Raw genomic sequence first — 24,957 nt, 5'->3', positions numbered from 1 at the left:
CGGGTTTCGGAAGACGCGAGCCAGCGCTGAGGGCGCCGAAGACACCCCGCGACGTGTCCCCTTCCGATGTTGCCGTGGTTCGGCAAGGTGAGAGGTGAGAGCGTGTCCGGCTCGGGGAAGCGCGGCCGTCCTCTCCCGGATGGCACGATGCGACTGCCGTCGAACCGGGAGGAAAGGGAGGTGGAGCGGGGTGCGCACACGGCGTCGGACTCCGGCTGCCGACGAGCGGCATGTGCTGGCCCACCTGCGTTCCACGGTATGGGGGCCGGCGGAGTTCCTGGGACTGCCGCCGTGGCGGCTGGTCGGTGACGGACTCCTCGTCGGAACGCTCGGCACCGCGGCGATCGTCGGTGTCACTCTTCTCGGTGCCTGGACCGGCAGCCCCGTGCTGGCGGACGGCGAGGCGGGCCTGGTCTGCGCCGCCGCGCTCGTCGTCCGTCTGCTGCTCGTACGGGCCGGACGAGCGCTGGTCGGGATCGTCGGGGTCCTCGCGGTGTCTCTCGCGCTCCACGCGCCGCAGGCCGCGGCCGGCGTGGTCCTCGCGGAACAGGGCCGAACCCGGCCCGTGGTCGTCACGTCGGTGCACGGTGGAACGAGCCCGTCCGGCGGAGCGGCCCGCTACCTCTGCTCGGTGGCGGACCCCGCCGGTGTACCGCTCGCGGTCCTCATCCGGCGCGGCTGCGGCCAGGCCACACGGCCCGGAGACACCCTCGCCGTGGTCTACGACCCGCGGGGCCGCGTCCCTCCCCGTGGTGCCGTGGCGGAGTCGGACGCGGGCGAAGCACTGCGCGGCCTGGCCGGCTGGGCCGCGGCCCTGGTCGCCGCGAGCGCCGTCGCGGTGGTGCGCTCGTTCCGCCTGGCCGGACCCGACGGACACCATGGCGCCGACGCACCGGGCCGGCCCTGATCCCGGCCGGCTCTCTGGCCGGTCCTCTGGCCGGTCCTCTGGCCGGTCCTCCGGCCGGTCCTCCGGCAGGTCCTCCGGCAGGGAGTCACCGGCCGGAGGAGACGGGCCAGGGGGTCGTCGGCTGGAGCACGGCCTCGGCCAGAGCGCGGGAGCGCAGGCCGGTGATCTCCTGGTACTCGGGGTCGGCCACCATGCGGCTGAACGCCTCCCGGCTGGGATAGCGCACGACCAGCACCGCGTCCCAGGCCTGCCCCTCCTCCGCGACCAGGGGGGTGCCGCCGTCGCCGGCGTAGAGCAGTTCGGCTCCGTACCGTTGCAGGAAGCGGCCCGCCCGACGCGAGTACTCCTCGTACGAGGCACGCCCGTCGGGGGTGAAACGCAGCAGGTTGAGCATGACGACGGGGCCACCCGGATCCTCCTCCACCAGGCGGGCGAGATCGGTTCCTGCGGGGTCGACGGCCATGCGGCTCTCCTTCCGGTCGTGAGGCGGCGCGGCGCGGTGGGCCTCGGCGAGGTGCGGCGGCAGAAGCCTAGAGGTGACGCACCCCGTCTGCATACCGTCTGGTTGGTCCGGTCCGGAGCGGTCCGTGCGCCGCTCGTCCGGCGGCCGGCGCAGCGGCGTAAGGGTTCCGTCATCTTTCCGAGCCTCCGCGCGTGCCGCACGTCGCGTTGAATGGGGGCCGGCGCAAGGCATTCGAGAGGCGAGGCGGAACATGGTGCGTGGGCGAAGCGGAGCGGGCAGGCCGTGGGTCATCGGGGTGCTGGTCCTGGCCCTGGCCGGGGCCGGCCTCGGGCTGTACTGGTTCCAGCCGTGGAAGCTGTGGCAGGACGAGACCGTGGACGAGGCCCTGCCCGGTGTCGTGGCGACATCGCCCCCGCCCGCCGCCGGGCCCGCCCCGTCGCCGACGCGGGACGCCGGGCCGAGGACTCTGGCCGGCGGCGAGCTGATCAGCCACGAGCACGCCACCTCCGGCACGGCCGAGCTGGTGCGGCTCGCCGACGGCTCCCACGTCGTACGGCTGGAGAACCTCGACACCAGCAACGGTCCGGACCTGCACGTGTGGCTGACCGACGCGCCGGTGAAGGAGGGGAAGGCCGGCTGGGGCGTCTTCGACGACGGTGAGTACGTCAGCCTCGGCGAACTCAAGGGCAACAAGGGCAGCCAGAACTACACCGTGCCCGCCGACATCGATCCGTCCCGCTACACCAGCGTGAGCATCTGGTGCGACCGCTTCGACGTCTCCTTCGGCGCGGCGGAACTCGCCCGCGTCTGACGCGCCCTGACCGCGGACGCCGCCTCGAGGCGCGGCGGCGAAGCGTGAGTACTCGCGGCCGCCGAGGACCTGCGCCCGCCCCCGCGCCCGCACCTGCCCTCGGACGCCGAGGTACGTGACGCCGGAGGCGGGGAAGGAGGGGCGCGGGGCGATCGATAGCCTTCCGGGCAGTGGGAGAAGGGAGTCCCTGGCGCAAGCTCCCCGGATTCTCCCCAGGATCCGCTCCGAGAGCCCGCCGTCCGCGGCCGGTACACGTAAACAGCGAGGTGAGAAGCTCTGTGTTCACCACCCGACCCACCCTCCAGGGCACCTTCGGCATGGTGTCCTCCACCCACTGGCTGGCCTCGCAGACGGCCATGGCGGTGCTGGAGGACGGGGGCAACGCCTACGACGCCGCTGTGGCCGGTGCCTTCGTGCTGCACGTCGTCGAGCCCCACCTCAACGGCCCCGCCGGTGAGGTGCCGATCCTGCTCGCCCCGGCGGGCGGCGAGGTGCGGGTGCTGTGCGGACAGGGGGTGGCACCGGCCGGGGCGACGGTCGCGCACTACAAAGGGCTCGGTCTGGACCTCGTCCCCGGCACCGGCCCCCTCGCCGCCGCCGTGCCCGGTGCCTTCGACGCCTGGCTGCTCCTGCTGCGCGACCACGGCACCAAGCCCTTGGCCGACGTGCTGAAGTACGCCATCGGCTACGCCGAGCACGGGCACGCGCCCGTGGAGCGCTTCACGGAGACCGTCGAGACCGTGCGGGAGCTGTTCGAGACGGAGTGGAGGTCCTCGGCCGAGGTCTACCTGCCGGGCGGCCGTCCGCCCCGCCCCGGCGAGCTGTTCCGCAACCCCGCCCTCGCCGCCACCTGGAAGCGCCTGCTCGCGGAGTCGGCCGGGGCGGGGGGCCGGGAGGCGCGGATCGACACGGCGCGAGAGGTCTGGCGCACCGGGTTCGTCGCCGAGGCCCTCGTCCGGCAGGCCGGGCGTCCCACCATGGACACCAGCGGCGAGCGCCGGACCGGCCCGCTGACCGCCGCCGACCTCGCCGGCTGGTCCGCGTCCTACGAGGCTCCGGCGACGTACGACTGGAACGGCTGGACCGTGTGCAAGGCCGGCCCCTGGAGCCAGGGCCCCGTCCTGCTCCAGCAGTTGGCGCTGCTGCCGTCCGAGCTGCCCGCCTACGGCTGTGCCGACTACGTCCACCTGCTGGTCGAGGGCTGCAAGCTCGCCATGGCCGACCGGGAGGCCTGGTACGGGGACGCGGACGGCGCGGACCGGGTGCCGCTCGACGACCTGCTGTCACCGGAGTACAACGCGGCCCGGCGGGCGCTCGTCGGTGTCAAGGCGTCCTTCGAGCTGCGGCCCGGCGGTCCGGGCGGGCGCACCCCGCGGCTCAGCGCCCACGCGCGCGTGGCGGCCGTGGAGGGGGAGGGCCTCGACGCCCTGGGGGTGGGCGAGCCCACGGTCGCCAAGAGCCCGGCGTCCCCGGTGCCGGGCGAACCGGACGTCGCCGCCGACGGAGGCACCCGCGGCGACACCTGCCACCTCGACATCGTGGACCGCTGGGGCAACATGGTCTCGGCCACCCCCAGCGGCGGCTGGCTCCAGTCCAACCCCGTCGTGCCCGAACTGGGCTTCCCGCTCGGCACCCGGCTCCAGATGACCTGGCTGGAAGAGGGCCTGCCCAACTCGCTCACACCGGGCCGCCGGCCGCGCACCACGCTCACGCCCTCCATCGCGCTGCGCGACGGGGTGCCCGTCATGGCGTTCGGAACGCCCGGCGGCGACCAGCAGGACCAGTGGCAGTTGCACTTCCTGCTGGCGGTCGCGCTGCGCGCCCCGGTGCGCGGCGGCCTCGACCTCCAGGGCGCGATCGACGCGCCGAACTGGCACAACGACAGCTTTCCCGGGTCGTTCTTCCCACGCGGCATGCGGGCCGGGAGCGTCACCGTGGAGTCCCGCATGCCGGCGGCGGTCGTCGAGGAGCTGCGCCGCCGCGGGCACGACGTGACGGTCGGCGAGGCCTGGTCGGAGGGCCGGCTGTGCGCCGTCGCGCGCGATCCCGGGACGGGAGTGCTGTCGGCGGCGGCGAACCCGCGCGGGATGCAGGGTTACGCGATCGGCCGCTGACCTGCGCACTTGTTGCTCGTGGGCGCCCGGCGGCCGTGTTCGCGGCGCCCGGCGCCTCATGTTCGTGCCGATTCCACCCGGAGTACACCACCCGGGTGGGGATTGTCAGTGGGGCGTGCTCTCATGGAGTCATGATCGAGAACAACGAAACCATCGACGAGTTTCTCGCCCGGCACGCCGACGAGGTGGAGGAGGCCGTCCGCAAGGCGGCCGCCCAGGAGATCATGCCGCGCTGGCGCCGGCTCGCGGCCCACGAGGTCGACGAGAAGGCCGGCCCGCACGACCTGGTGACGGACGCCGACCGCAAGGCCGAGCTGTACCTCACCGAGGTCCTGGCCGCCCTGCTGCCCGGCTCGGTCGTGGTCGGCGAGGAGGCGGTGCACGCCAACCCGGCGTCGTACGAGGCCATACGCGGCGAGGCACCGGTGTGGATCGTCGACCCCGTCGACGGGACGCGTCAGTTCGTGCACGGCGACCCGGGCTTCTGCACGCTGGTCGCGCTCGCCCGGCACGGAGTCGTGCACGCCTCCTGGACCTACGCCCCCGCCGACGACCGGCTCGCCACGGCGGTACGCGGGCGAGGTGCCTTCCTGGACGGCGAGCGGCTGTACGCCGGCCCGCCCGAGCCCGGTCGCGACCTGCGGGTCGCCACGTCCCACCCGGACTACACTACGGACGACCAGAAGCGTGCCCTGCGCCCCCTGCGTACCCCGGGCGTGGCACCCCGCGCCTGCGGCTCGGCCGGCCTGGAGTACCTCGCCGTCGCCCGAGGCGAGTCGGACGCCACCGCCTTCTCGTGGGAGGCAGCCTGGGACCACGCCGCGGGGCTCCTCCTGGTCGAGGAGGCGGGCGGCACCCACCTGACCCGCACGGGCGAGCCCTTCCGCATCACGGGCGGCAACGACCTGCCGTTCACCGCGGCCCGCGACGCGGCCACGGCCCGCCGGGTGGTGGCCCTGCTGTCGGACGGAGCCTGATCTCCAGGTCGGGGGAGCCCGGCCGGACGGAGAAGCGGACCTGGACGACCTCGAACTCGGTCGCGGTCCCGACCGGCGCCCAGTCCTCGCCGCTGTGCGGCAACTGCCCGAGATCCACGAAACCCCGCCCCGGCCCGCCGATGTCCACCACCAGCCCCGTGATGCCGGGGCCCCACGGCAGGGCGGTGACCGTTCCGGTGACCAGCGATCCCTCGGGCAGCGGTCCGGTGCGATGGCGGGTGGACCGCCTATCTCGCCGCGCCGTGTCCCAGGCTCGGCGGAACTCCTCCCCGGCGACGTCCTCGGCGCCGGGCGGCACCTCGACGGGGCCGTCCGTCGGCACGCCGTACACGGTCTCGTGGAATGGCACGCCGTCCGGCCCGAGCCGTTCGCAAACCGAGCGGAGGTCGTCGCGCGAGGCCGCCACCGACGCGCCTTTGTCGGCAGGGGACCGCTCGTCCCCGGCGTGCGGGACCGGCAGTGACCGGTCGAACGCCGCCCGCCGCAGTGCCCGCCCGTCCCCGGCCGGCTCGTACCGGAGCCGAAGGCCCTTGTGGGAGGCGGGGGAGCGCGTCCAGTGCGTCATCCCCGGACCCTGTCCGCCCCACCCGCGACCACGGGCTGCCGGTGCCCGGGCATATCCTGATCCCGAGTGGCCATCGGCTGACGAAGGGGTCCGAAGGTGCCGTCGATGCTCGATGCGGTCGTAGTGGGTGCGGGGCCGAACGGACTGACCGCTGCCGTGGAGCTGGCCCGCCGCGGCTTCTCGGTCGCCGTGTTCGAGGCGCAGGGCACCGTGGGCGGCGGGGCCCGCACGGAGGAGCTGACCCTGCCGGGCTTCCGGCACGACCCGTGCTCCGCCGCGCACCCGCTCGCGATCAACTCACCCGCGTTCCGCGCCCTGCCCCTGGAGCGGTACGGGCTGCAGTGGCTGCACGCCGGGCTGCCCATGGCGCATCCTTTCCCGGACGGCTCGGCCGCCGTGCTGTCCCGGTCGGTCGGCGAGACGGCCGCCTCCTTCGGAGCGCGCGACGCGGGCGCGTACCGCAGGCTGGTCGAGCGCTTCCTGCCCAGGTGGGACACCCTGGCCCGGGACTTCATGTCCCTGCCGCTGACCGCGCTGCCCCGCGACCCGGTCACCCTCGCCCGGTTCGGCCTGGTCGGCCTGCCCCCGTCGACGTGGCTGATGCGCCGCTTCCGCGACGACAAGGCCAAGACCCTCTTCGCCGGGCTGGTCGCGCACGTCATGGCCCCGCTCGGCGGCTTCGCCACCGGTGCCATAGGCCTGGTCTTCGCCCTCGCCGCGCACGCCCGCGGCTGGCCCGTGGCCCGCGGCGGCTCGCAGGCCATCTCCGACGCCCTCGCCGCCTACCTCAGGGATCTCGGCGGCACCGTCCACACCGACTACGAGGTGAAGCGCCTCGACGACCTGCCGCCCGCCCGCGCCTACGTCTTCGACACCTCGCCCACGGCCCTCGCCCGCATCGCCGGCCTCGGCAACCACTACGCCGGCTACCGGTACGGCCCCGGCGTCTTCAAGATCGACTACGCGCTGGACGGGCCCGTGCCGTGGACCGCCCAGGAGCCCCGCACCGCGGGCACCGTGCAGATCGGCGCCGACAGCGCGGAGATCGGCGCGGCGCTGAACGCGGCCTCCCGGGAGGGCCGCGCCCCCGACGCGCCGTTCCTCATCACCACGCAGCCCAGCGTCGCCGACCCCACCCGCGCCCCCGAGGGCAAGCACGTCTTCTGGGCGTACGGACACGTCCCCAACGGCTGGACCGGTGACCTCACCGACGCCATCGAACGCCAACTGGAGCGCTTCGCCCCCGGCTTCCGCGACCGCGTCCTGGCCCGCGCCACCGCGGGCCCGCCCGAACTCGCCGTCCGCAACGCCAACTACGTCGGCGGAGACATCGCCTCCGGCGCCGTCTCCGGCCTCCAGCTCCTGCTGCGCCCCAAGCTGTCCCTGTTCCCGTACGCCACCCCGCACCCGGCCGTCTTCATCTGCTCGTCGGCCACCCCGCCGGGCCCCGGAGTGCACGGCATGTCGGGGCACAACGCGGCGAAGGCGGTCTGGCGCAGGCTGCGGCAGACGTGAGCACGAAGCGGCGTTGACCGGGAGGCGCACATGACCACCATCACGCTCGTCCGGGGCGACATCACCCGTGAGAGCGCCGACGCGATCGTCAACGCGGCCAACTCCTCCCTGCTCGGCGGAGGCGGCGTCGACGGCGCCATCCACCGGCGCGGTGGCCCCGCGATCCTGGAGGAGTGCCGCAAGCTCCGCGCGGGGCACCTCGGCAAGGGACTTCCCACCGGCCGCGCGGTCGCCACCACCGCCGGGGCCCTGGACGCCCGCTGGGTGATCCACACGGTGGGCCCGGTGCACAGCGCGACCGAGGACCGCTCGGGACTCCTCGCCTCCTGCTACCGCGAGTCCCTCCGGGTCGCCGACGAGTTGGGCGCCCGCACGGTCGCCTTCCCGGCGATCTCCACCGGTGTCTACCGCTGGCCGATGGACGACGCGGCCCGTATCGCCGTGACCGCCGTACGGGAGGCGGACACCGGAGTCGAGGAGGTCAGGTTCGTGCTCTTCGACGACCGGGCCCACGCCGCGTTCGCCGCGCGGCTCGGCTGACCGTCGGGTGCCTACTCCGGCAGGTGTGCCTCCGGCGCGTCCGGGCGGTGGTCGGGCAGTGCGGACCGGTCTGCCGACTCGCGGTGCATGCGCAGGAACTCCAGATGCCGCTCGTACTGGTCGAGGCTGTCGCCGATGAGCTGTTCCTTGGTGTACCCCATCACGTCGTAGCCCTGGTTGCCCTCGGCGAGCCGGACCTCGAAGCGCACGTAGGTGTCGTGGGTGGTGACCGACCGGGTCGCGAAGCCCGGGGTCGGCTTCTCGACGGGCCAGACCTCGTACACGAACGTGTCGCTCGGACCGATCGGCACCCTGAGGCCGACGTGCGCGAGTCCGTTCTCCTCGTTGACCCCTTCCAGGAGTTCCGCCTCCGCTCCCTGCTCCCGCAGCGCCTGGCCGACCTCCTGGAAGGCGGGGCGGCACACGTCCTCGACGAACCTGGCGGCCGCCCGCCTGCCCGGGAACGCCATCGCCCGCGCCAGCCGCTGTCGCCAGTTCCGCGCTCCCGTGGGGCCCTGCTGCGTCGTACGTCCGGACAGCGACGCCGGCAGCGTGGTGGCCAGCGCTTCCTCCCGCATGTACTCGGTACGCAGCGCCAGATAGAGCCCCACCATGATCAGGAACATCACGAACGAGAAGGGCAGGCCCATGATGATGGTGGCGTCGGTGAGTGCCTGCACGCCCCCCACGATGAGCATGGCCAGCGTGAGCAGCCCGGTCGTCAGGGCCCAGAAGATACGCAGCCAAGCGGACGCGTCGGTCACCGGGGTGGGCAGACTGGAGCTGAGGTTGCCCATGACCAGGGCCCCGGAGTCGGCCGAGGTGACGTACAGCAGGAGCCCGACGAACGTGGCGAGTCCGGCGCTGAACAGCGCGCCCGGGTACTGCTCCAGCAGACCGTAGAAGCCCTGCTCGGGGACGTTCATCGCGGTCTGGCCGAACTCGGAGTCGCCGTCGCGGACCACGAACAGCGCACTGTTGCCGAAGACGGCCAGGAAGAGACCGGTGAAGACGAACGGGACGACCAGTGTCGCCGCGACGAACTGGCGCAGGGTGCGGCCGCGGGAGATCCGGGCCAGGAACAGCCCGACGAACGGCGCCCAGGCGATCCACCAGGCCCAGAAGAACAGCGTCCACGCGTCCAGCCACTCCGTGGGCTGGTCGTAGGCGAAGGTGTTCAAGGTCATCGAGGGGAAGCGGCTGACGTAGTCGCCGACGTTCTGGACGAGGGAGTTGAGCAGCCGGAACGGTTCGCCCACGACCAGGATGAAGAGCATCAGCAGCACGGCGAGCAGGACGTTGAGCTGTGACAGCCGGCGGATGCCCTTGTCCACACCGGCCACCGCGGACACCGTGGCCATCACCACCGCCACGGCGATCAGGCCGATCTGGGCGGGGAGCCCTTCCGGTACGTCGAAGAGCACCCTCAGCCCGTAGTTCAACTGCACCACACCGATGCCGAGCGACACCGAGATGCCGAACACGGTGCCGATGATGGCCGCCAGGTCGACGGCGTCACCGATCCGCCCGTGGATCCGGCGGCCGATGATCGGGTAGAGCGCGGAACGGATCGCGAGCGGCAGCCGGTACCGGAAGGCGAAGAAGCCGAGCGCCATGCCCATCAGCGCGTACATGGCCCAGCCGGTGATGCCGTAGTGGAAAAGGGTCCACACCACGGCCTGCCGGGCGGCCTCCACCGTCTCCGGGTCGCCCTCCGGCGGTGCGAGGTAGTGGCTGACGGGACCGGAGACGGAGAAGAACATCAGGTCGATGCCGATGCCCGCCGCGAACAGCATCGCGGCCCACGCGAAGAGCCCGTAGTCGGGCTTGTAGTGCTTGGGGCCCAGCTTGATCGTGCCGTACTTGGACACGCCGATGAAGACGACGAATCCCAGGTAGACGGTCGCGGCGAGGAAGTAGTACCAGCCGAACCAGGACGAGATTCTGTCGACCGCCACCCCGATGGCGGATTCGGCGCCGGAAGGCGTGACGATCGCCCAGATCGAGATCGCCAGGATCAGCGCGGCCGACCCGAAGAAGACCGCGGGTTTGAGCGTGCCCGTACCCGTCGGTCCGTTCTCCGTCGGCGCTCCTTCCGGCTCTGCTCCGGCGCTCTCGTCTCCTGCGGTCGACACGGCCGATGCCTCCTGGGCGCTGCGCATGCGTGCTGGGACTCAGGTGATAAGGCAGTGTGCTGCTGATCACACGCTCCGTCCAGTACCGGCAGGCCGTGTCGGCCTTGACCGCCGGTGGTGAGCCGGTGGGCGGGCACCCCCTCCATCACCCGGCTTGACGCTTCTATTGCGACTGATGTGCAATAACCACGCACCAATGACAAGCGTGGGGGAGACATGACGACCCGTCGGATACGAAGTGCCGCCGCGGCGGCGTTTGCCGCGGGCGTCACCGCCTGCTCCGCGCCCGGGGGCGGTACGGGAGACGGTGCCGCAGAGCCGGCGGAGTCCGTCGTGATCGGGGTGGCGTCCGAACCGGACACCCTCAGCCCGCTGCTCGGCTACGGCAAGGACGGAAACTCCAAGATCTTCGACGGGCTGCTCGCCCGCGACACCGACCTGAAGCTGAAGCCCGCGCTGGCGACCGCGCTGCCGAAGATCGCCGACGGCGGCCGGACGTACACCTACACCCTGCGCGACGGCGTGAAGTTCAGCGACGGCGAGCCGCTGACGGCCGAAGACGTGGTCTACACGTACCGCACCGTCCTCGACGCCGAGACCAACAACACCGCCCGGAGCGAACTGGACGCCGTCGACAGCGTCCGCGCCGACGGCGACGACACCGTCGTCTTCACCCTCAAGTACCCGTACGCGCCGTTCGCCGCCCGCACGGTGCTGCCCATCGTCCCCGAGCACGTCGCGGGCGAACAGGACCCCAACACCGGCGCCTTCAACACCGAGCCCGTCGGCACCGGTCCGTACGTCCTGACCGACTGGAGCAAGGGCGAGAAGCTCACCTTCGAGGCCAACCCGCACTACTGGGGCGGCAAGCCCGCGGTGACGTCGTTCACCATGGCGGTCATCGCCGACGACAACGTCCGCGCCACCCGGCTGCGCTCCGGCGACCTCGACGGCGCCGTCCTGCCGCCCAACCTCGCCGCCACCTTCGAGAAGGACGACGGCCGGCGTACGTACCAGGCACGCTCCTACGACTTCCGGGCCGTCACCCTGCCCACCGCGGGCGAGGTCACCGGCGACCGCGCGATCCGGCGGGCCCTGGACGCGGCCGTCGACCGCCGGGCCATGGTCGACAAGATCCTCGACGGCGCGGGCCGGCCGGCGTACGGGCCGCTGCCCGTCGACGACCCCTGGTACGAGCGCGGCATCGAGCGCCCGCACGACCTCGCCAAGGCCGAGCGCATCCTGGACGAAGCGGGCTGGAAGCCCGGCTCCGGCGGCGTCCGTGCCAAGGACGGCCGGCGCGCCTCGTTCACCCTGTACTACCCCTCGGGCGACAAGGTCCGCCAGGACCACGCGCTCGCCTACGCCTCCGACGCCAAGAAGGCCGGCATCGAGGTGAAGGTGGAGGGCGCCACCTGGGAGGTCATCGAGCCGCGGATGAAGAGCGACGCGGTCATGGCGGGCTTCGGCAGTGTCGGCGACCCGGACTTCGGCCTCTACACCCTGCTGCACTCCTCGCTCGCCGGCGACGGCTTCAACAACATGGCCCACTACGACAACCCGGCGGTGGACGAGGCACTCGACGCCGGCCGCCGCAGCCAGGATGCGAAGGTGCGCGGCGCCGCCTACGAGAAGGTCCAGAAGGCGCTCGTGGAGAACCCCGGCTACACCTTCCTCACCCACATCGACCACCTGTACGTCCTCGCCGACCGCTGGGACGGACTGACCACCCAGCTCGAGCCGCACGAGCACGGCTTCGCCAGCGGCCCCTGGTGGAACATCGAGGACTGGCAGCCGAAGAAGTGATCCGATCCCCCCGAAGAGCGCCCTGGGGAGCGATGGGCCGACTGGTGGGGCGGCGGGCCCTGTTCGCCGTCCCCGTCGTCCTGGTCGTCACCTTCGGCGTCTTCGCCATCGCCGCCGCCTCCCCCTTCGACCCCGTGAAGGCGTACGCCGGCACCGCCGCGCTCGGCGCCGACCAGGAGACCCTGGACCGGCTGCGGGACAACCTCGGAGTGGACCGGTCGTTCGTCGCCCGCTGGTGGGACTGGCTGGCCTCCGCGCTCACCGGCGACCTCGGCCACTCCGGGGTGATGCGCCAGCCGGTGGCGCAGGTCATCGGCGAACGCCTGGTGTGGTCCGCGCTGCTGTGCGCCGTCGCCTTCGCCGTCGCCGTCCTGGCCGGCACGATCCTCGGCGTGCTCGCCGCCCGCCGTCCCGGATCGATGCTCGACCGGGCCGTCACCTCGCTCGCGTACGTCCTGGAGGCGGCACCGGTCTTCTGGATCGCGCTGCTCGCCGTATGGCTGTTCGCCCTCCAGTGGGACGTCCTGCCGGCCGGCGGCCTGACGGACACCGCGAGCCGACAGGTCACCCCCGGACAGGTCGCCGGCCACATCGTGCTGCCCGCCGGCGTACTCGCCGTCTCCCAACTGCCCTGGTTCACCCTCTACGTCCGCCAGGGCGTCGGCGACGCCCTCGCGGAGGACCCGGTGCGCGGCGCACGGGCCCGGGGCCTCGGCGAGGGCACCGTCCTGCTCGGGCACGCCCTGCGCTCGGGCCTGCTGCCGGTGCTCACCCTGATCGGCTCCCGCGTGCCCGAACTCATCACCGGCGCGCTGCTGGTGGAGAGCGTCTTCAGCTGGCCGGGCATCGCCGCGGCCACCGTCGAGGCGGCCACGGCCGTCGACTTCCCGCTGCTGGCCGCCCTGACCGTCCTCGCCACCGTCGCCGTACTCGCCGGCAACCTGCTCGCGGACCTGCTGTACGGGCTGTTCGACCCGAGGGTGAAACTGGGTGAGATGTGATGTCCGTGGGTGAGACCGCAGCCGAGAGGGCCGAGAGGGCCGAGAGGGCTGAGCGGGCCGAGAAGCCCGAGCGCTCCGGACCCGTGTGGCGTTCCCACGGCGCCGGCCGCCGCTCCACCCGCACCCTGCGCCTGCGCACCTCCGCCGCGCTGCTCACCGTGACCGTCCTGGCCGTACTGCTCGTGCCGCCGCTGGTGCAGCTCGACCAGCAGGCCGTCGACCTGGCCGCCAAGCTGCGACCACCGAGCTGGGAGCACCCGTTCGGCACCGACGACGTCGGCCGGGACCTGCTGCTGCGCTGCGTCTACGGCCTGCGCGTCTCCCTGCTCGTCGGGGTGGCGGCGGCGCTGACGGCCACCGTGGTCGGCACCGCCGTGGGCGCCACCGCCGGAGCGCTGGGCGGCTGGGTCGACCGGGCCGTCATGCGGGTCGTCGACACCATCTCCTCCGTGCCCCACCTGCTGCTCGGCATCTTCATCGTCGCGATGTTCCGGCCGGGCGTCTGGCCGGTGGTGATCTCCGTCGCCCTCACCCACTGGCTGTCCACCGCGCGCATCGTCCGCGCCGAGGTGCTGTCGCTGCGCTCGCGCCCCTACGTCGACGCGGCCGTCTCCGGCGGCGCCTCCCGGTGGCGGGTGGCCGTACGGCATCTGCTGCCGGGCGTGCTGCCCCAGGCCGCGCTGGCCGCCGTACTGATGGTGCCGCACGCCATGTGGCACGAGTCGGCGCTGTCCTTCCTCGGCCTCGGTCTGCCCACCCACACCGCGAGTCTCGGCAACCTCATCCAGGAGGCGCGGGGCTCACTGCTCGCCGGGCAGTGGTGGCCGACCCTCTTCCCGGGCCTGTTCATCATCGTGCCCACCCTCGCCGTCGCCGGACTCGCGGGTGCCTGGCGGGAGCGGATCAATCCCCGCCGCCGATCGGAGCTGATGCTGTGACAGAGCGAGCCCCCGTGCTGTCGGTGCGCGGTCTGTCGGTGCGCTTCCTGATGCCGGGCGCACGCCGCGTCGCCGCCGTCACCGACGCGCACTTCGACGTGGCGGCCGGCGAGTGCCTGGCCCTGATCGGCGAGAGCGGCTGCGGCAAGTCCGTGCTCGCCTCCGCCCTGCTCGGGCTGCTGCCGGGCAACGCGCAGACCGCGGGCAGCGCCGTGCTCGGTGACCTGGACCTGCTCGCCGCCGACGAGCGGACCCTGGCCCGCACCGTACGGGGCCGGCTCATCGGACTCGTCCCGCAGAGCCCGGCCGCCCACCTCACCCCGGTCCGCACCATCCGCTCGCAACTGGAGGAGACGGTCGCGGAACTCACCGCCGTCCGTGGCCGCGCCGCCCTGCGCACGGCCGCCGAGGCCGCCGCCGAGCGCGCCGCGTTCCCGGTGGACCACCTCGACCGCCACCCCCACGAACTCTCCGGCGGCCTCGCCCAGCGCGCCGCCACCGCCCTCGCCCTCGTCGGCGACGCCCCGCTGCTGCTCGCCGACGAGCCGACCACCGGCCTCGACCGGGACCTGGTGGACCGCACCGTCGACGAGCTGCGGCGACATGTCGACCATGCCGGCCGCAAGGGCGGCACGGCGGCCGACGGCCGCGCCCTGCTGATGATCACCCACGATCTGGCCGCCGCCGAACGCGTCGCCGACCGGATCGCCGTGATGTACGCGGGCCGGATCGTCGAACTGACCGACGCCACAGACTTCTTCGGCTCCGGCGGCCCACGCCACCCCTACAGCAGGGGCCTGCTCGACGCCCTGCCCGACCGCGCCTTCATCCCCGTCCCCGGCCTGCCGCCGGAACTCGGCTCCCTTCCGGACGGCTGCGCCTTCGCCCCCCGCTGCGACCGGGCCACCGACTCCTGCGCCGTGCTGCCGCCGCGGACCGCGGCGGTCGCCTGCCACCACCCGCACGCAGTGCTCACGGAGGCCGCCGACCGTGCTTGAACTGCGTGCCGTCACCGCCGGATACGACAAGAACACCCCCGTGATCCGGGACATCTCCCTGTCCGTGGCACCGGGCGAGTCCGTCGGACTGCTCGGCCCGAGCGGCTGCGGCAAGTCCACCCTCGCGCGCGTCGCCGCCCTGCTGCACCGTCCCGACGCCGGCGCCCTGGTCGTCGACGGCACACCCGTGCGGCGCTGGCGCCACCGTGCCCCGCGCGAACAGCGCACCGCCTTCGGCGTCGTCTTCCAGCAGGCCCGGCTCTCCGCCGACCCCCGGCTGGCGCTCGCCGACCTGATCGCCGAACCGCTGCGCGCCACCGGCCGGCGCGAGGGCGTCGCCGGCCGGGTCGCCGAACTGGCCGCCACCGTGGGCCTGACCGCCGACCTGCTGAGCAGGCGCCCGCACGAGGTCAGCGACGGCCAGTTGCAGCGCGCCTGCCTCGCCCGCGCCCTCGTGCTGCGCCCGCGCTGGCTGGTGTGCGACGAGATGACGGCGATGCTCGACGCCTCGACCACCGCCGCCCTGGTCCGCGTCGTGGAGGACTACCGGGCCGCCACCGGCGCGGGCCTGCTCGCCGTCGGCCACGACCGCGTCCTGCTCGACCGCTGGTGCGACCGCACCGTCGAGTGGGCCACGCTGACGGGCCACTGACTCCTCTCGCGTCCCCGGTGCCGCCCGCACCCCCGACCTTCATCGACATGTATCGGTCAAGCGCCGTGCACGGGAGCGGAAGTCGCGGTTCACCCCGCGCCGATTGCCTGGGGGTCGTCCGGCCATCCGTCCTCTGGAGGTTCGATGACCCCGCCGCTCACCAGCTCTCCGAGCTCCCTGAAGAGAAGGGGTTTCCTCGGCATCGCGGGTGCCGCGGGTGCCGCGGGTGCCGGTGCGGTGCTGCTCGGCGCCGGTGCCGCCCCCGTCGCGAGCGCCGCGCCCGCCGCGCCGGGCAACGTCCCGGCCGACCCGTTCCGGCTCGGCGTCGCGTCCGGTGACCCGCTCCCCGACGGCGTCGTGCTCTGGACCCGCCTGGCACCGAAACCCCTCGACGACGACGGCGGCATGCCCCGGCGGCCCGTCGCCGTCCGATGGGAGATCGCCCTCGACGAACGGTTCAGGAAGGTCGTCAAGCGCGGCGTGGAGCACGCCGTGCCCGCCGAGGCGCACACCGTCCACGCCGACGTGCGCGGCCTGCGGCCCCACCACGAGTACTACTACCGCTTCCGCGCCGGCCACGCAGTCTCACCGGTCGGCCGCACCCGCACCGCCCCGGCCCCCGGCACCTCACCCACCGTCGACTTCGCCTTCGCCTCCTGCGCCAACTGGGAGCAGGGCCACTTCACGGCGTACCGGCACATGGCCGGGGAGCGCCCCGACGTGGTCTTCCACCTCGGCGACTACCTCTACGAGTACGCCGCCGGCGTCAACGGCGACGTGCGCACGCACCACGGCGACGAGATGAACACCCTCGCCGAGTACCGCGCGCGGCACGCCCAGTACAAGTCCGACCCCGACCTGCGGCTGCTGCACGCCACGGCGCCGTTCGTCGTCACCTGGGACGACCACGAGACCGACAACAACTACGCCGACCTGAGCCCGGAGAACGGCGACGCCGGCCAGGGCAACGACACCACCGCCCACTTCGCCGCCCGCCGCCGGGCCGCCTACCAGGCGTACTGGGAGCACATGCCGCTGCGCCGCCTGCGCAAGCCGGTGGACACGGCGCTGCCGCTGTACCGGCGCCTCGAGTTCGGCGCCACCGCGACGTTCAGCGTGCTGGACACCCGCCAGTACCGCACCAACCAGCCCTACGGCGACAAGTGGCAGGTCTCCGGCCCGGAGCAGTGGGACCCGAAGGCCACCATCCTCGGCGACGAGCAGCACGCCTGGCTGGAGCGGAGCCTGTCGCGGTCGCGCTCGGCCTGGAACGTGCTCCCGCAGCAGATCTACTTCGCCAACTGGGACGCCGTCGCGGGCCCGGACGACGGCGGCTACAACGACGGCTGGGACGGCTACCGCGTCTCCCGCGACCGGGTGCTCGGCTACGTCGAGGAGCGCCGCATCGACAACTTCGTCGTCCTCACCGGGGACGTGCACAACAACTGGACCAACGACCTGCGCCGCGACTTCGAACGCCCCGAGACGCGGCTGCTGGGCAGCGAGTTCGTCACCACGTCGATCACCTCGGGCGGCGACGGCTCGGCCACCCACGACCCCGGCCGGGTGTACTGGGACGAGAACCCGCACACCAAGTACTACAGCAGCCGCCGCGGCTACGTCCGCTGCTCGGTCTCCAGGGACCGGTACACCGCCGACTACCGGGTCGTCGACTACGTCACCCGGCCCGGTGCCCCGGTCCGCACCGACAAGTCGTTCGTGATCGAGGCGGGTGTGCCGGGAGTCCGGGACGCCTGAGCCTCCATCAGGAACCAACAAAGTCCGACGGGGTAATTGATTCGGTTGTGTTCGGGTTCTAGGGTGTGCCTGACTCAGTAGCCGCTGCGTCACCGGCAGTTGTAATCCTCCTCCACCTCAACTGCTCTCACAGCACCGTGCGTTGAGCCGCCCCCGAAGCCCACGGAAGGCCACGGTCATGCCGCACTCGCCCGTGTCACCCGCCGGATCCCCGGCCCCCCGCCCCCGGCCGCTCGTCAGCCGCCGCCGCCTTCTGGAGGGCGGTGCCGCAGTCCTCGGCGCCCTCGCCCTGTCGTCCGCGTCGCCCCTCTCGGCGCACGCGGCCGGCCGGCGGGCGGCGGCCGGTGAGGCCCCGGAGTGGAACGACTTCGGAGTCTTCCGCCTCGGCACCGAGCCGCCGCACACCACGCTCATGCCGTACGCGGACGTGAGAGCGGCCCTCGCCGGCGACCGCACCCGCTCGCCGTACCGGCTCAGCCTCGACGGCACCTGGAAGTTCGCCTGCGCCGACCGCCCAGAGGACCGGGACGCCGACTTCCACCGCACCGACACCGACGACGGCGACTGGGAGACCATCCCGGTCCCGTCCGTGTGGCAACTGCACGGCCACGACTTCCCGATCTACCTCAACATCACCTACCCGTACTCGGGCCCCAACGGCCTCGGCGAGGACCCGCGGCCGCCCGCCGCGCCGACCCGCTACAACCCGGTCGGCCAGTACCGGCGCACCTTCACCGTCCCGCGCGACTGGGACGGCCGCCGCACCTTCCTCCACTTCGAGGGCGTCAAGTCCGCCCACTACGTCTGGATCAACGGCGAACTGGTCGGCTACGACGAGGACTCCTACACACCCTCCGAGTACGACATCACCGACCACCTCAAGCGCGGCACCAACCAGATCGCCGTGGAGGTGTACCGCTACGCCGACGGCGACTGGCTCGAGGACCAGGACATGATCCGGCTGAGCGGCATCTTCCGCTCCGTCTACCTGTACTCCACGCCGGCCGTCCACCTGCGCGACTTCAAGCTGGACACCCCGCTGAACGGCACGTACACGGACGCCGAGCTGGCGGTCACCGCGAGCGTGCGGGCGTACGGCGACGGCCACGCCGGCCGGTACACCGTCGAGACCCAGCTCTACGACGCGCGCGGCCACGCCGTCTGGTCCCGGCCGCTGGAGCAGTCCGCCGACCTCGGCACGGCCGGCGCCGGCCAGGACGTCACCGTACGGGCGGCGAAGGCCGTACCGAAGCCCAGGCTGTGGTCGGCCGAGCACCCCCACCTCTACACGGCCGTACTGCGCCTGCGGGATCCGGCGGGCAAGGTGGCCGAGACCCTGTCGCACCGCGTGGGTTTCCGCGAGTTCGCGCTCAAGGACGGGCTGATGCGGATCAACGGCGAGCCCGTCTCCTTCCGCGGCACCAACCGCCACGAGATGCATCCCGCCCGCGGCACGGCCCTCAGCCGCGAGGACCTGGTCGAGGACATCAAGATCATCAAGCGGATGAACATGAACAGCGTCCGCACCTCGCACTACCCGAACAATCCCCTCTGGTACGAACTCGCCGACGAGTACGGCCTCTACCTCGTCGACGAGACCAACCTGGAGACGCACGGCATCCGCGACGAGTACCCCGGCGACCACCCGGACTGGACCGAGGCCTGCGTGGCCCGCGCCCAGAACATGGTCCACCGCGACAAGAACCACGCCTCGGTCGTCATCTGGTCGCTGGGCAACGAGGCCGGCGGGGGCAGCACCTTCACCGCCATGCACGACTGGATCCGCTCCTACGACCCCACCCGCGTCATCCAGTACGAGGGCGACGACCGCCCCGGGATCAGCGACATCCGCTCCGAGATGTACGACTCCCCGCAGCGCGTCGAGCAGCGGGCGAAGGACACCTCCGACACCCGGCCCTACGTCATGATCGAGTACTCCCACGCGATGGGGAACTCCAACGGCAACTTCAAGAAGTACTGGGACATCGTCCGCCGGTACGACGTGCTCCAGGGCGGCTGGATCTGGGACTTCGCCGACCAGTCCCTGTACACGCCCGTGCCGGTGCGCACCCTGCTGACCGAGACCGGACCGGCCGCGCTGCGCGGGGAGATCCTCGCCACCCGCGGCGGCCTCGACCGTGACAAGGGCCTGTCCGGCGGCACGGTCTTCGAGCGCGACGACAGCCTCGACCTCACCGACTCCCTGACCCTGGAGGCCTGGGTCACCCCGCACTACACGGGACACCACCAACCCATCCTCGCCAAGGGCGACACCCAGTACGCGCTGAAGCAGACCGACCGGCGACTGGAGTTCTTCATCCACTCCGGCGGCCAGTGGATCACCGCGAGCTGGACCGTGCCGGACGACTGGACCGGCCGGGAGCACCACATCGCGGGCGTCTTCGACGCCGACGCCCAGGCCCTGACCCTGTACGTCGACGGCACCGTACGGGCCACCCGCACCACCGACCGGCGGCCCAGCCGCAACACCGCACCCCTCGCGCTCGCCACCGACGCCGACACCCAGACCCGGGAGTTCAGCGGCACGATCCGCCGCGCCCGCGTCTACGCCCGCGCGCTCGGCGCCACCGAACTGGCCTCCGACGGCCGCGGCCCCGGGGACGACGGCGTACGGTTCTGGTTCGACGCCGCGACCGTCAAGGCCGGCGAGAAGCGGCCGAAGGACAAGCGGTTCCTCGCGTACGGCGGCGACTGGGGCGACAATCCCAACGACGGCGCCTTCGTCGCGGACGGCATCGTCACCGCCGACCGCGGGCACACCGGTAAGGCCACCGAGGTCAAGCGCGTCTACCAGGCCGTCAACGCCGCCCGCACCCCCGGCGGCGGCCCCGGCGCCGTCACCCTCACCAACGAGTACCTGTTCACCGGCCTGCGCGAGTTCGACGGCCGCTGGTCACTCGTCGCCGACGGCAAGGTCGTACGGCGCGGAAAGCTGACCCGCGGCCAGCTCGACGTGGCGCCGCGGTCCAGCAAGGACATCACCGTCCCCGTCCGACTGCCGGGCGACGCCGGCCCCGGCACGGAGTACTTCCTGGAACTCTCCTTCACCACCAAGGAGTCCACGCCGTGGGCCGAGGCCGGCTTCGAGGTGGCCCGGCAGCAGCTCCCGGTCGAGGCCGACGGCCCCGACGTGACCCCCGTACGCCTGGAGAGCGTCCCGGCCCTGCGCCACGACGACCGCGACGAGGACGTCAGGATCAGCGGCAGGGGCTTCTCCGTCACCGTCGACAAGCGCACCGGCACCATCTCCTCCTACGAGGCGAGGGGCAACCGGCTGCTCACCTCCGGGCCCGCGCCCAACTTCTGGCGGGCGCCCACCGACAACGACAAGGGCAACGGCCAGCACACCCGCAACCAGACCTGGCGCGACGCCGGCGCCCGGCGGAAGGTCACGGACGTCACGGTGCGGGCCCTGGGCGAGAAGGCCGTCGAGATCAGCGTCGCCGGCACGCTGCCCACCACGGTGGAGTCCACGTACACCACCACGTACACGGTGTTCGGCAACGGTGAGATCAAGGTCGACAACACCCTGCATCCGGGCGCCGCGAACCTGCCCTACATCCCCGAGGTCGGCACCCTGCTCTTCCTGCCGCGCCGCCTGGACCGCCTGCACTACTACGGCCGGGGCCCCGAGGAGAACCACTGGGACCGCAACACCGGCACCGACGTCGGCCTGTACTCCGGGACCGTCGCCGAGCAGTGGACCCCGTACATCCGCCCGCAGGAGAACGGCAACAAGACCGACGTCCGCTGGATCGCCCTCACCGACCGGCACGGCGTGGGCCTGCTCGCCTCCGGCGAACCCCTGCTGGAAGCGAACGCCTCCTTCTTCACGCCGGAGGACCTGTCGGCCGGCGTACGCCACGACTACCAGCTCACGCCCAGGGACGAGGTCGTCCTGCGCCTGAACCACCGCCAGATGGGCGTCGGCGGCGACAACAGTTGGGGCGCGCACACCCACGACGAGTTCAAGCTCTTCGCCGACCGGGACTACTCCTACACCTACCGGCTGCGCCCGTTGGCGGACGTGCGGGACGCGATGGCGGCCTCGCGGCGGCCCACGGCGACCGAATAGAGGCCGGCCGACGTGAGGACCCGGGAGCCCGGGTAACCGGGCTCCCATGGGTGACGTACTGGTGGGAGCGTGTTCCTGGACGGACCGGCAACTGGTCGCGAGCGGCTGGTATCCGCGCGGACGGCGGGACGCCGAGGGGCGGCTGCGGCACTACGCCGCTCGGCTGCCGGTCGTCGAAGTGGACTCCGGGTACTACGCGTTGCCGAGCCGGCGCAACAGTGAGCTGTGGGTGGAGCGCACGCCGGACGGGTTCCGCTTCGACGTCAAGGCGTTCTCGCTGCTGACCGGCCACCCCACACGCCCGGAGGCACTGCCCGCCGACCTGCGCACGGCCGACCCCGGCCCGCTCAGGCGCGGGCGGGCGAGTGCGGGACTGCTCGACGAGGTGTGGGGGCGCTTCGCCGAGGCGGTCGGGCCGCTGCGCAAGGCCGGGCGCCTCGGCACCGTGCTGTTCCAGTTCCCGCCGTGGTTCGCACCCGGTCCCGTCGCCGAGGCGGCGCTCGAGACCTGCGCCCGGCGCACGGAGGGCTGGCCGCTCGCCGTGGAGTTCCGGCATCCGGGGTGGTGGGAGCCGGAACGGGCGGAGGCCACCCACGCGTTGCTGTCCGCCCTGGGCGCGTCGGCCGTCGGTACGGACATGGCCCAGCACCTGCCCGCGTCCCTGCCCGCCATCGCTCCGGTGACCCGGCCCGCCCTCGCCGTCGTACGGTTCCACGGCCGCAGCACGGCCTGGGGGAGGGGCGGCAAGGAGGACCGCTTCCGCCACGACTACGACGTGGCCGAACTCGCCGCCCGGGTGCCCCGGCTGCGGCGCGCGGCCCGGCAGAGCGAAGAGCTGCACGTGCTGTTCAACAACTGCTGCGGGGACGCCGCCGTACGCGCCGCCGAGACCATGCGGGGGCTGCTCACCCGGCCGTGTCGCTGATCCCCAGCCGCAGGTGCTCCACGTGGTACACGGCCTGGTCGAGCAGCTCGGCGACATGGTGGTCGTGCAGCGCGTACACCACCGACCGGCCGCGGCGCTCACCCACCACCAGGCCCAGGTTGCGCAGCAGCCGGAGCTGATGGGAGCAGGCCGACTGCTCCATGCCGACCGCCGCCGCCAACTCGGTGGCGGGCAGCGGCCCTTCGCGCAGCCGCGCGAGGATCAGCAGCCGGGACGGGGTGGACAGGGCCTGGAGCGTGGTGGCGACCTTCGCGACGTTGTCCACGTCCAGGCGCACGCGTGCGGCGGCGTCCTGCGCGGTGGTGGCGGCTCCGTGACCCATACGGTCATCCTACGCACGGCGCCCACGCGAACGAATGAGATGAATGAACGGTGCTTCATGTGTGTCTGCGCCGTGTCCGGCGGGGCCGGGCCGAGTCGCCTGCGATCCGTCCTGACGTCGTGACGTGTGACGTCCATGTCGGATTCCCGCCAGCCCCGTCCCGGCAGACGGGCCATCCTGGACGCATGCAGACGGGAATGCACACCGACACCGAGCGCTGCGTGCGCGCCGTCCGGTCCAAGGGCGCGCGGTTCGACGGCTGGTTCTTCACGGCCGTCCTGACCACCCGCATCTACTGTCGGCCGAGCTGCCCGGTGGTGCCGCCCAAGCCCGCGAACATGACCTTCTACCCGAGCGCGGCGGCCTGCCAGCAGGCCGGGTTCCGGGCGTGCAAACGCTGCCGCCCGGACACCAGCCCCGGCTCCCCGCAGTGGAACCAGCGCGCCGACCTCACGGCCCGCGCCATGCGGCTGATCGCCGACGGCGTCGTGGACCGCGAGGGCGTGCCAGGCCTCGCCGCCCGGCTCGGCTACAGCACCCGGCAGGTCGAACGCCAGCTCCTCGCCGAGCTGGGGGCGGGCCCCCTGGCGCTCGCCCGCGCGCAGCGCGCCCAGACCGCCCGCCTGCTCATCGAGACGACCCCGCTGCCGATGGCGGACGTCGCCTTCGCCGCCGGTTTCTCCTCCGTCCGCACCTTCAACGACACGGTCCGCGAGGTCTTCGCACTCTCCCCGAGCGAGTTGCGCGCCCGCGTCCCGAAGAACCGTGCCGCCGGCTCCATGCCGGGCGCCGCCCCCGGCTCCACCCCGGGCGCCCTGACCCTGCGCCTCCCGTTCCGTACCCCGCTCAACCCCGACAACCTCTTCGGCCACCTCGCCGCCACCGCCGTACCCGGCGTGGAGGAGTGGCGGCAGGGCGCGTACCGCCGCACCCTGCGCCTCCCGTACGGTCACGGCATCGTGGCCCTCGCCCCCGGCCCCGACCACATCGCCTGCCGCCTCACCCTCAGCGACCCGCGTGACCTGACCGTCGCCATCAGCCGCTGCCGGCGCCTGCTCGACCTGGACGCCGACCCGGCGGCCGTCGACGACCAACTGCGCGCCGACCCGCTGCTGGCGCCGCTGGTCGACAAGGCACCCGGGCGTCGGGTGCCGCGCACGGTGGACGAGGCGGAGTTCGCCGTACGGGCCGTACTCGGCCAGCAGGTCTCCACCGCCGCCGCCCGCACCCACGCCGCCCGTCTGGTCACCGCACACGGCGACCCGGTGGACGACCCGGAGGGCGGCCTGACCCACCTCTTCCCGTCGGCGGTGGCGCTGGCCGCGGTGGACCCGGAGACCCTGGCGATGCCCCGCACTCGCCGCACGACCTTCACCACCCTCGTCTCCCACCTGGCCGACGGCTCGCTCAACCTGGGCGTCGAGTCCGACTGGGCCGAGACCCGCGCCCGGCTCCTCGCCCTCCCCGGGTTCGGCCCCTGGACCGCCGACGTCATCGCCATGCGCGCCCTCGGCGACCCCGACGCCTTCCTCCCCACCGACCTCGGCATCCGCCGCGCCGCCGGAGAACTGGGCCTGCCCTCGACACCGGCGGCGCTCACCGCCCGGGCGGCGGCCTGGCGGCCCTGGCGGGCGTACGCCGTCCAGTACCTGTGGGCGACCGACAGCCACCCGATCAACTTCCTGCCCGTGTGAGGACGTACTCCGTGCCACCCCGCAAACAGCACACCGTGACCGACAGCCCGTACGGCGCGCTCACCCTCGTCGCCGAGGACGGCGTCCTGTGCGGCCTCTACATGACCGACCAGCGCCACCGCCCGCCGGAAGAGAGCTTCGGCACGGCCGACGACGGGCCGTTCGCACAGGTGGAGGAGCAACTGGCCGCGTACTTCGCCGGCGAGCTGAAGGACTTCACCCTCGACCTGCGTCTGAACGGCACTCCGTTCCAGCGCACCGTCTGGGACCAGCTCCGCCGCATCCCGTACGGCCAGACCCGCACGTACGGAGAACTCGCCGCCGCCCTCGGCAAGCCGGCCGCGTCCCGGGCCGTGGGCCTCGCCAACGGCCGCAACCCGGTCGGCATCGTCGTTCCCTGTCACCGCGTCATCGGCGCGAGCGGCGGCCTCACCGGCTACGGCGGTGGCCTGGAGCGCAAGCAGCGTCTGCTGGACTTCGAACGGGGGTCGGCGCTCTTCTAGTCACCGGCCCCCGGGCGGAGAGGCGGATCTCCCGCAGGGGCCGGCCGCCGCCGGCGAAAGGGCGGCCGCCCGGCGCCGCCACGGCCCGCGCGGCGGCGCCCGGTGCGCGTCCGATCCCCAGGACCCACGCCCCGGACGTCAGTGGCAGCGCGTCCACGGTGTCGGCGAGAGCCGGCGGTAGCTCTCCCGGCGCGG

At 73.0% G+C, this 24,957-nt stretch carries 20 protein-coding genes; 16 read left to right on the top strand and 4 right to left on the bottom strand.

All coding sequences use genetic code 11. The features are described from left to right. Nucleotides 1-190 precede the first annotated feature (190 nt). Complete coding sequence (locus B1H29_RS06905; RefSeq protein ID WP_234393063.1) at nucleotides 191-907, top strand: hypothetical protein; 717 nt, start codon at nucleotides 191-193, stop codon at nucleotides 905-907. Nucleotides 908-992: 85 nt separating this feature from the next. On the opposite strand, the gene B1H29_RS06900 is transcribed toward B1H29_RS06905, so the two are convergent. Further along, nucleotides 993-1,370, bottom strand: a complete 378-nt coding sequence (locus B1H29_RS06900) for a DUF1330 domain-containing protein (RefSeq protein WP_055419394.1) — start codon at nucleotides 1,368-1,370, stop codon at nucleotides 993-995. A 250-nt stretch (nucleotides 1,371-1,620) separates the two neighbouring features. Between B1H29_RS06900 and B1H29_RS06895 the strand changes: the two genes are divergently transcribed. The 3 genes from B1H29_RS06895 to B1H29_RS06885 all read left to right on the top strand — a co-directional run bounded on the left by B1H29_RS06895 (nucleotide 1,621) and on the right by B1H29_RS06885 (nucleotide 5,272). Further along, nucleotides 1,621-2,181 carry a DM13 domain-containing protein gene (locus tag B1H29_RS06895; RefSeq protein ID WP_055419393.1) on the top strand — a complete coding sequence of 187 codons (561 nt, stop codon included), beginning with the start codon at nucleotides 1,621-1,623 and terminating at the stop codon, nucleotides 2,179-2,181. Between the two features lie 278 nt (nucleotides 2,182-2,459). Beyond that, a complete protein-coding gene (locus B1H29_RS06890; protein ID WP_055419392.1) occupies nucleotides 2,460-4,295 on the top strand; it encodes a gamma-glutamyltransferase family protein in 1,836 nt (611 codons plus the stop codon). 131 nt (nucleotides 4,296-4,426) lie between these two features. Then, on the top strand, nucleotides 4,427-5,272 hold the full coding sequence (locus B1H29_RS06885) for an inositol monophosphatase family protein (protein WP_055419391.1): 846 nt from the start codon (nucleotides 4,427-4,429) through the stop codon (nucleotides 5,270-5,272). Here B1H29_RS06885 and B1H29_RS06880 read toward each other — a convergent pair. Next, complete coding sequence (locus B1H29_RS06880; protein WP_055419390.1) at nucleotides 5,208-5,858, bottom strand: hypothetical protein; 651 nt, start codon at nucleotides 5,856-5,858, stop codon at nucleotides 5,208-5,210. The two genes, B1H29_RS06885 and B1H29_RS06880, sit on opposite strands and share 65 nt — an antisense overlap. Before the next feature lie 105 nt (nucleotides 5,859-5,963). On the opposite strand from B1H29_RS06880, the gene B1H29_RS06875 reads away from it, so the two are divergent. Then, a complete protein-coding gene (locus tag B1H29_RS06875; protein WP_055419389.1) occupies nucleotides 5,964-7,373 on the top strand; it encodes a phytoene desaturase family protein in 1,410 nt (469 codons plus the stop codon). Between the two features lie 30 nt (nucleotides 7,374-7,403). Next, nucleotides 7,404-7,913 (top strand): O-acetyl-ADP-ribose deacetylase, encoded by a 510-nt coding sequence (locus B1H29_RS06870; RefSeq protein ID WP_055419388.1) that lies wholly within the window; start codon nucleotides 7,404-7,406, stop codon nucleotides 7,911-7,913. Nucleotides 7,914-7,924: 11 nt separating this feature from the next. On the opposite strand, the gene betT is transcribed toward B1H29_RS06870, so the two are convergent. Further along, nucleotides 7,925-10,048, bottom strand: a complete 2,124-nt coding sequence (gene betT, locus B1H29_RS06865) for a choline BCCT transporter BetT (protein WP_234393062.1) — start codon at nucleotides 10,046-10,048, stop codon at nucleotides 7,925-7,927. Between the two features lie 216 nt (nucleotides 10,049-10,264). On the opposite strand from betT, the gene B1H29_RS06860 reads away from it, so the two are divergent. The 8 genes from B1H29_RS06860 to B1H29_RS06825 all read left to right on the top strand — a co-directional run bounded on the left by B1H29_RS06860 (nucleotide 10,265) and on the right by B1H29_RS06825 (nucleotide 22,222). Continuing rightward, nucleotides 10,265-11,854, top strand: a complete 1,590-nt coding sequence (locus tag B1H29_RS06860; RefSeq protein ID WP_055419386.1) for an ABC transporter substrate-binding protein — start codon at nucleotides 10,265-10,267, stop codon at nucleotides 11,852-11,854. A 32-nt stretch (nucleotides 11,855-11,886) separates the two neighbouring features. Next, a complete protein-coding gene (locus B1H29_RS06855) occupies nucleotides 11,887-12,855 on the top strand; it encodes an ABC transporter permease (RefSeq protein ID WP_055419385.1) in 969 nt (322 codons plus the stop codon). An 83-nt stretch (nucleotides 12,856-12,938) separates the two neighbouring features. Then, a complete protein-coding gene (locus tag B1H29_RS06850; protein ID WP_234393088.1) occupies nucleotides 12,939-13,793 on the top strand; it encodes an ABC transporter permease in 855 nt (284 codons plus the stop codon). Continuing rightward, nucleotides 13,790-14,791, top strand: coding sequence for an ABC transporter ATP-binding protein (locus tag B1H29_RS06845; protein WP_055419383.1), 1,002 nt, complete (start codon nucleotides 13,790-13,792; stop codon nucleotides 14,789-14,791). The genes B1H29_RS06850 and B1H29_RS06845 overlap by 4 nt, the downstream gene beginning before the upstream one ends. Continuing rightward, nucleotides 14,784-15,443: an ABC transporter ATP-binding protein gene (locus tag B1H29_RS06840; protein ID WP_055419382.1), complete on the top strand. Its 660-nt coding sequence runs from the start codon at nucleotides 14,784-14,786 to the stop codon at nucleotides 15,441-15,443. Before B1H29_RS06845 ends, B1H29_RS06840 begins: the two co-directional genes overlap by 8 nt. Before the next feature lie 144 nt (nucleotides 15,444-15,587). Continuing rightward, complete coding sequence (locus B1H29_RS06835; protein ID WP_055419381.1) at nucleotides 15,588-17,201, top strand: alkaline phosphatase D family protein; 1,614 nt, start codon at nucleotides 15,588-15,590, stop codon at nucleotides 17,199-17,201. A 178-nt stretch (nucleotides 17,202-17,379) separates the two neighbouring features. Continuing rightward, a complete protein-coding gene (locus B1H29_RS06830; protein ID WP_055419380.1) occupies nucleotides 17,380-21,297 on the top strand; it encodes a glycoside hydrolase family 2 TIM barrel-domain containing protein in 3,918 nt (1,305 codons plus the stop codon). Nucleotides 21,298-21,343: 46 nt separating this feature from the next. Further along, entirely contained in the window at nucleotides 21,344-22,222 is an 879-nt protein-coding gene (locus tag B1H29_RS06825; RefSeq protein ID WP_055419379.1) for a DUF72 domain-containing protein, read from the top strand. On the opposite strand, the gene B1H29_RS06820 is transcribed toward B1H29_RS06825, so the two are convergent. Then, entirely contained in the window at nucleotides 22,203-22,565 is a 363-nt protein-coding gene (locus tag B1H29_RS06820) for an ArsR/SmtB family transcription factor (protein WP_055419378.1), read from the bottom strand. The two genes, B1H29_RS06825 and B1H29_RS06820, sit on opposite strands and share 20 nt — an antisense overlap. Before the next feature lie 185 nt (nucleotides 22,566-22,750). Here B1H29_RS06820 and B1H29_RS06815 point away from each other — a divergent pair, with 185 nt between their 5' ends. Continuing rightward, on the top strand, nucleotides 22,751-24,259 hold the full coding sequence (locus tag B1H29_RS06815; RefSeq protein WP_279636541.1) for an AlkA N-terminal domain-containing protein: 1,509 nt from the start codon (nucleotides 22,751-22,753) through the stop codon (nucleotides 24,257-24,259). A gap of 11 nt (nucleotides 24,260-24,270) precedes the next feature. Next, complete coding sequence (locus tag B1H29_RS06810) at nucleotides 24,271-24,762, top strand: methylated-DNA--[protein]-cysteine S-methyltransferase (protein ID WP_055419376.1); 492 nt, start codon at nucleotides 24,271-24,273, stop codon at nucleotides 24,760-24,762. Nucleotides 24,763-24,957 lie beyond the last annotated feature (195 nt).

This window comes from Streptomyces pactum, assembly GCF_002005225.1.
Lineage (GTDB): Bacteria > Actinomycetota > Actinomycetes > Streptomycetales > Streptomycetaceae > Streptomyces > Streptomyces pactum_A.
The sequence above is the reverse complement of the archived record's forward strand: the minus strand, read 5'-3'. Positions and strand labels throughout refer to the sequence as shown.

Excerpts from the sequence above, each read along its gene's own strand:
- B1H29_RS06900 (WP_055419394.1), bottom strand. The coding sequence starts at position 1,370 with ATGGCCGTCGACCCCGCAGGAACCGATCTCGCCCGCCTGGTGGAGGAG.
- B1H29_RS06895 (WP_055419393.1), top strand. The coding sequence starts at position 1,621 with ATGGTGCGTGGGCGAAGCGGAGCGGGCAGGCCGTGGGTCATCGGGGTG.
- B1H29_RS06830 (WP_055419380.1), top strand. The coding sequence starts at position 17,380 with ATGCCGCACTCGCCCGTGTCACCCGCCGGATCCCCGGCCCCCCGCCCC.
- B1H29_RS06820 (WP_055419378.1), bottom strand. The coding sequence starts at position 22,565 with ATGGGTCACGGAGCCGCCACCACCGCGCAGGACGCCGCCGCACGCGTG.
- B1H29_RS06885 (WP_055419391.1), top strand. The coding sequence starts at position 4,427 with ATGATCGAGAACAACGAAACCATCGACGAGTTTCTCGCCCGGCACGCC.
- B1H29_RS06855 (WP_055419385.1), top strand. The coding sequence starts at position 11,887 with ATGGGCCGACTGGTGGGGCGGCGGGCCCTGTTCGCCGTCCCCGTCGTC.
- B1H29_RS06825 (WP_055419379.1), top strand. The coding sequence starts at position 21,344 with ATGGGTGACGTACTGGTGGGAGCGTGTTCCTGGACGGACCGGCAACTG.
- B1H29_RS06815 (WP_279636541.1), top strand. The coding sequence starts at position 22,751 with ATGCAGACGGGAATGCACACCGACACCGAGCGCTGCGTGCGCGCCGTC.
- B1H29_RS06860 (WP_055419386.1), top strand. The coding sequence starts at position 10,265 with ATGACGACCCGTCGGATACGAAGTGCCGCCGCGGCGGCGTTTGCCGCG.
- B1H29_RS06875 (WP_055419389.1), top strand. The coding sequence starts at position 5,964 with ATGCTCGATGCGGTCGTAGTGGGTGCGGGGCCGAACGGACTGACCGCT.
- B1H29_RS06880 (WP_055419390.1), bottom strand. The coding sequence starts at position 5,858 with ATGACGCACTGGACGCGCTCCCCCGCCTCCCACAAGGGCCTTCGGCTC.
- B1H29_RS06835 (WP_055419381.1), top strand. The coding sequence starts at position 15,588 with ATGACCCCGCCGCTCACCAGCTCTCCGAGCTCCCTGAAGAGAAGGGGT.
- B1H29_RS06870 (WP_055419388.1), top strand. The coding sequence starts at position 7,404 with ATGACCACCATCACGCTCGTCCGGGGCGACATCACCCGTGAGAGCGCC.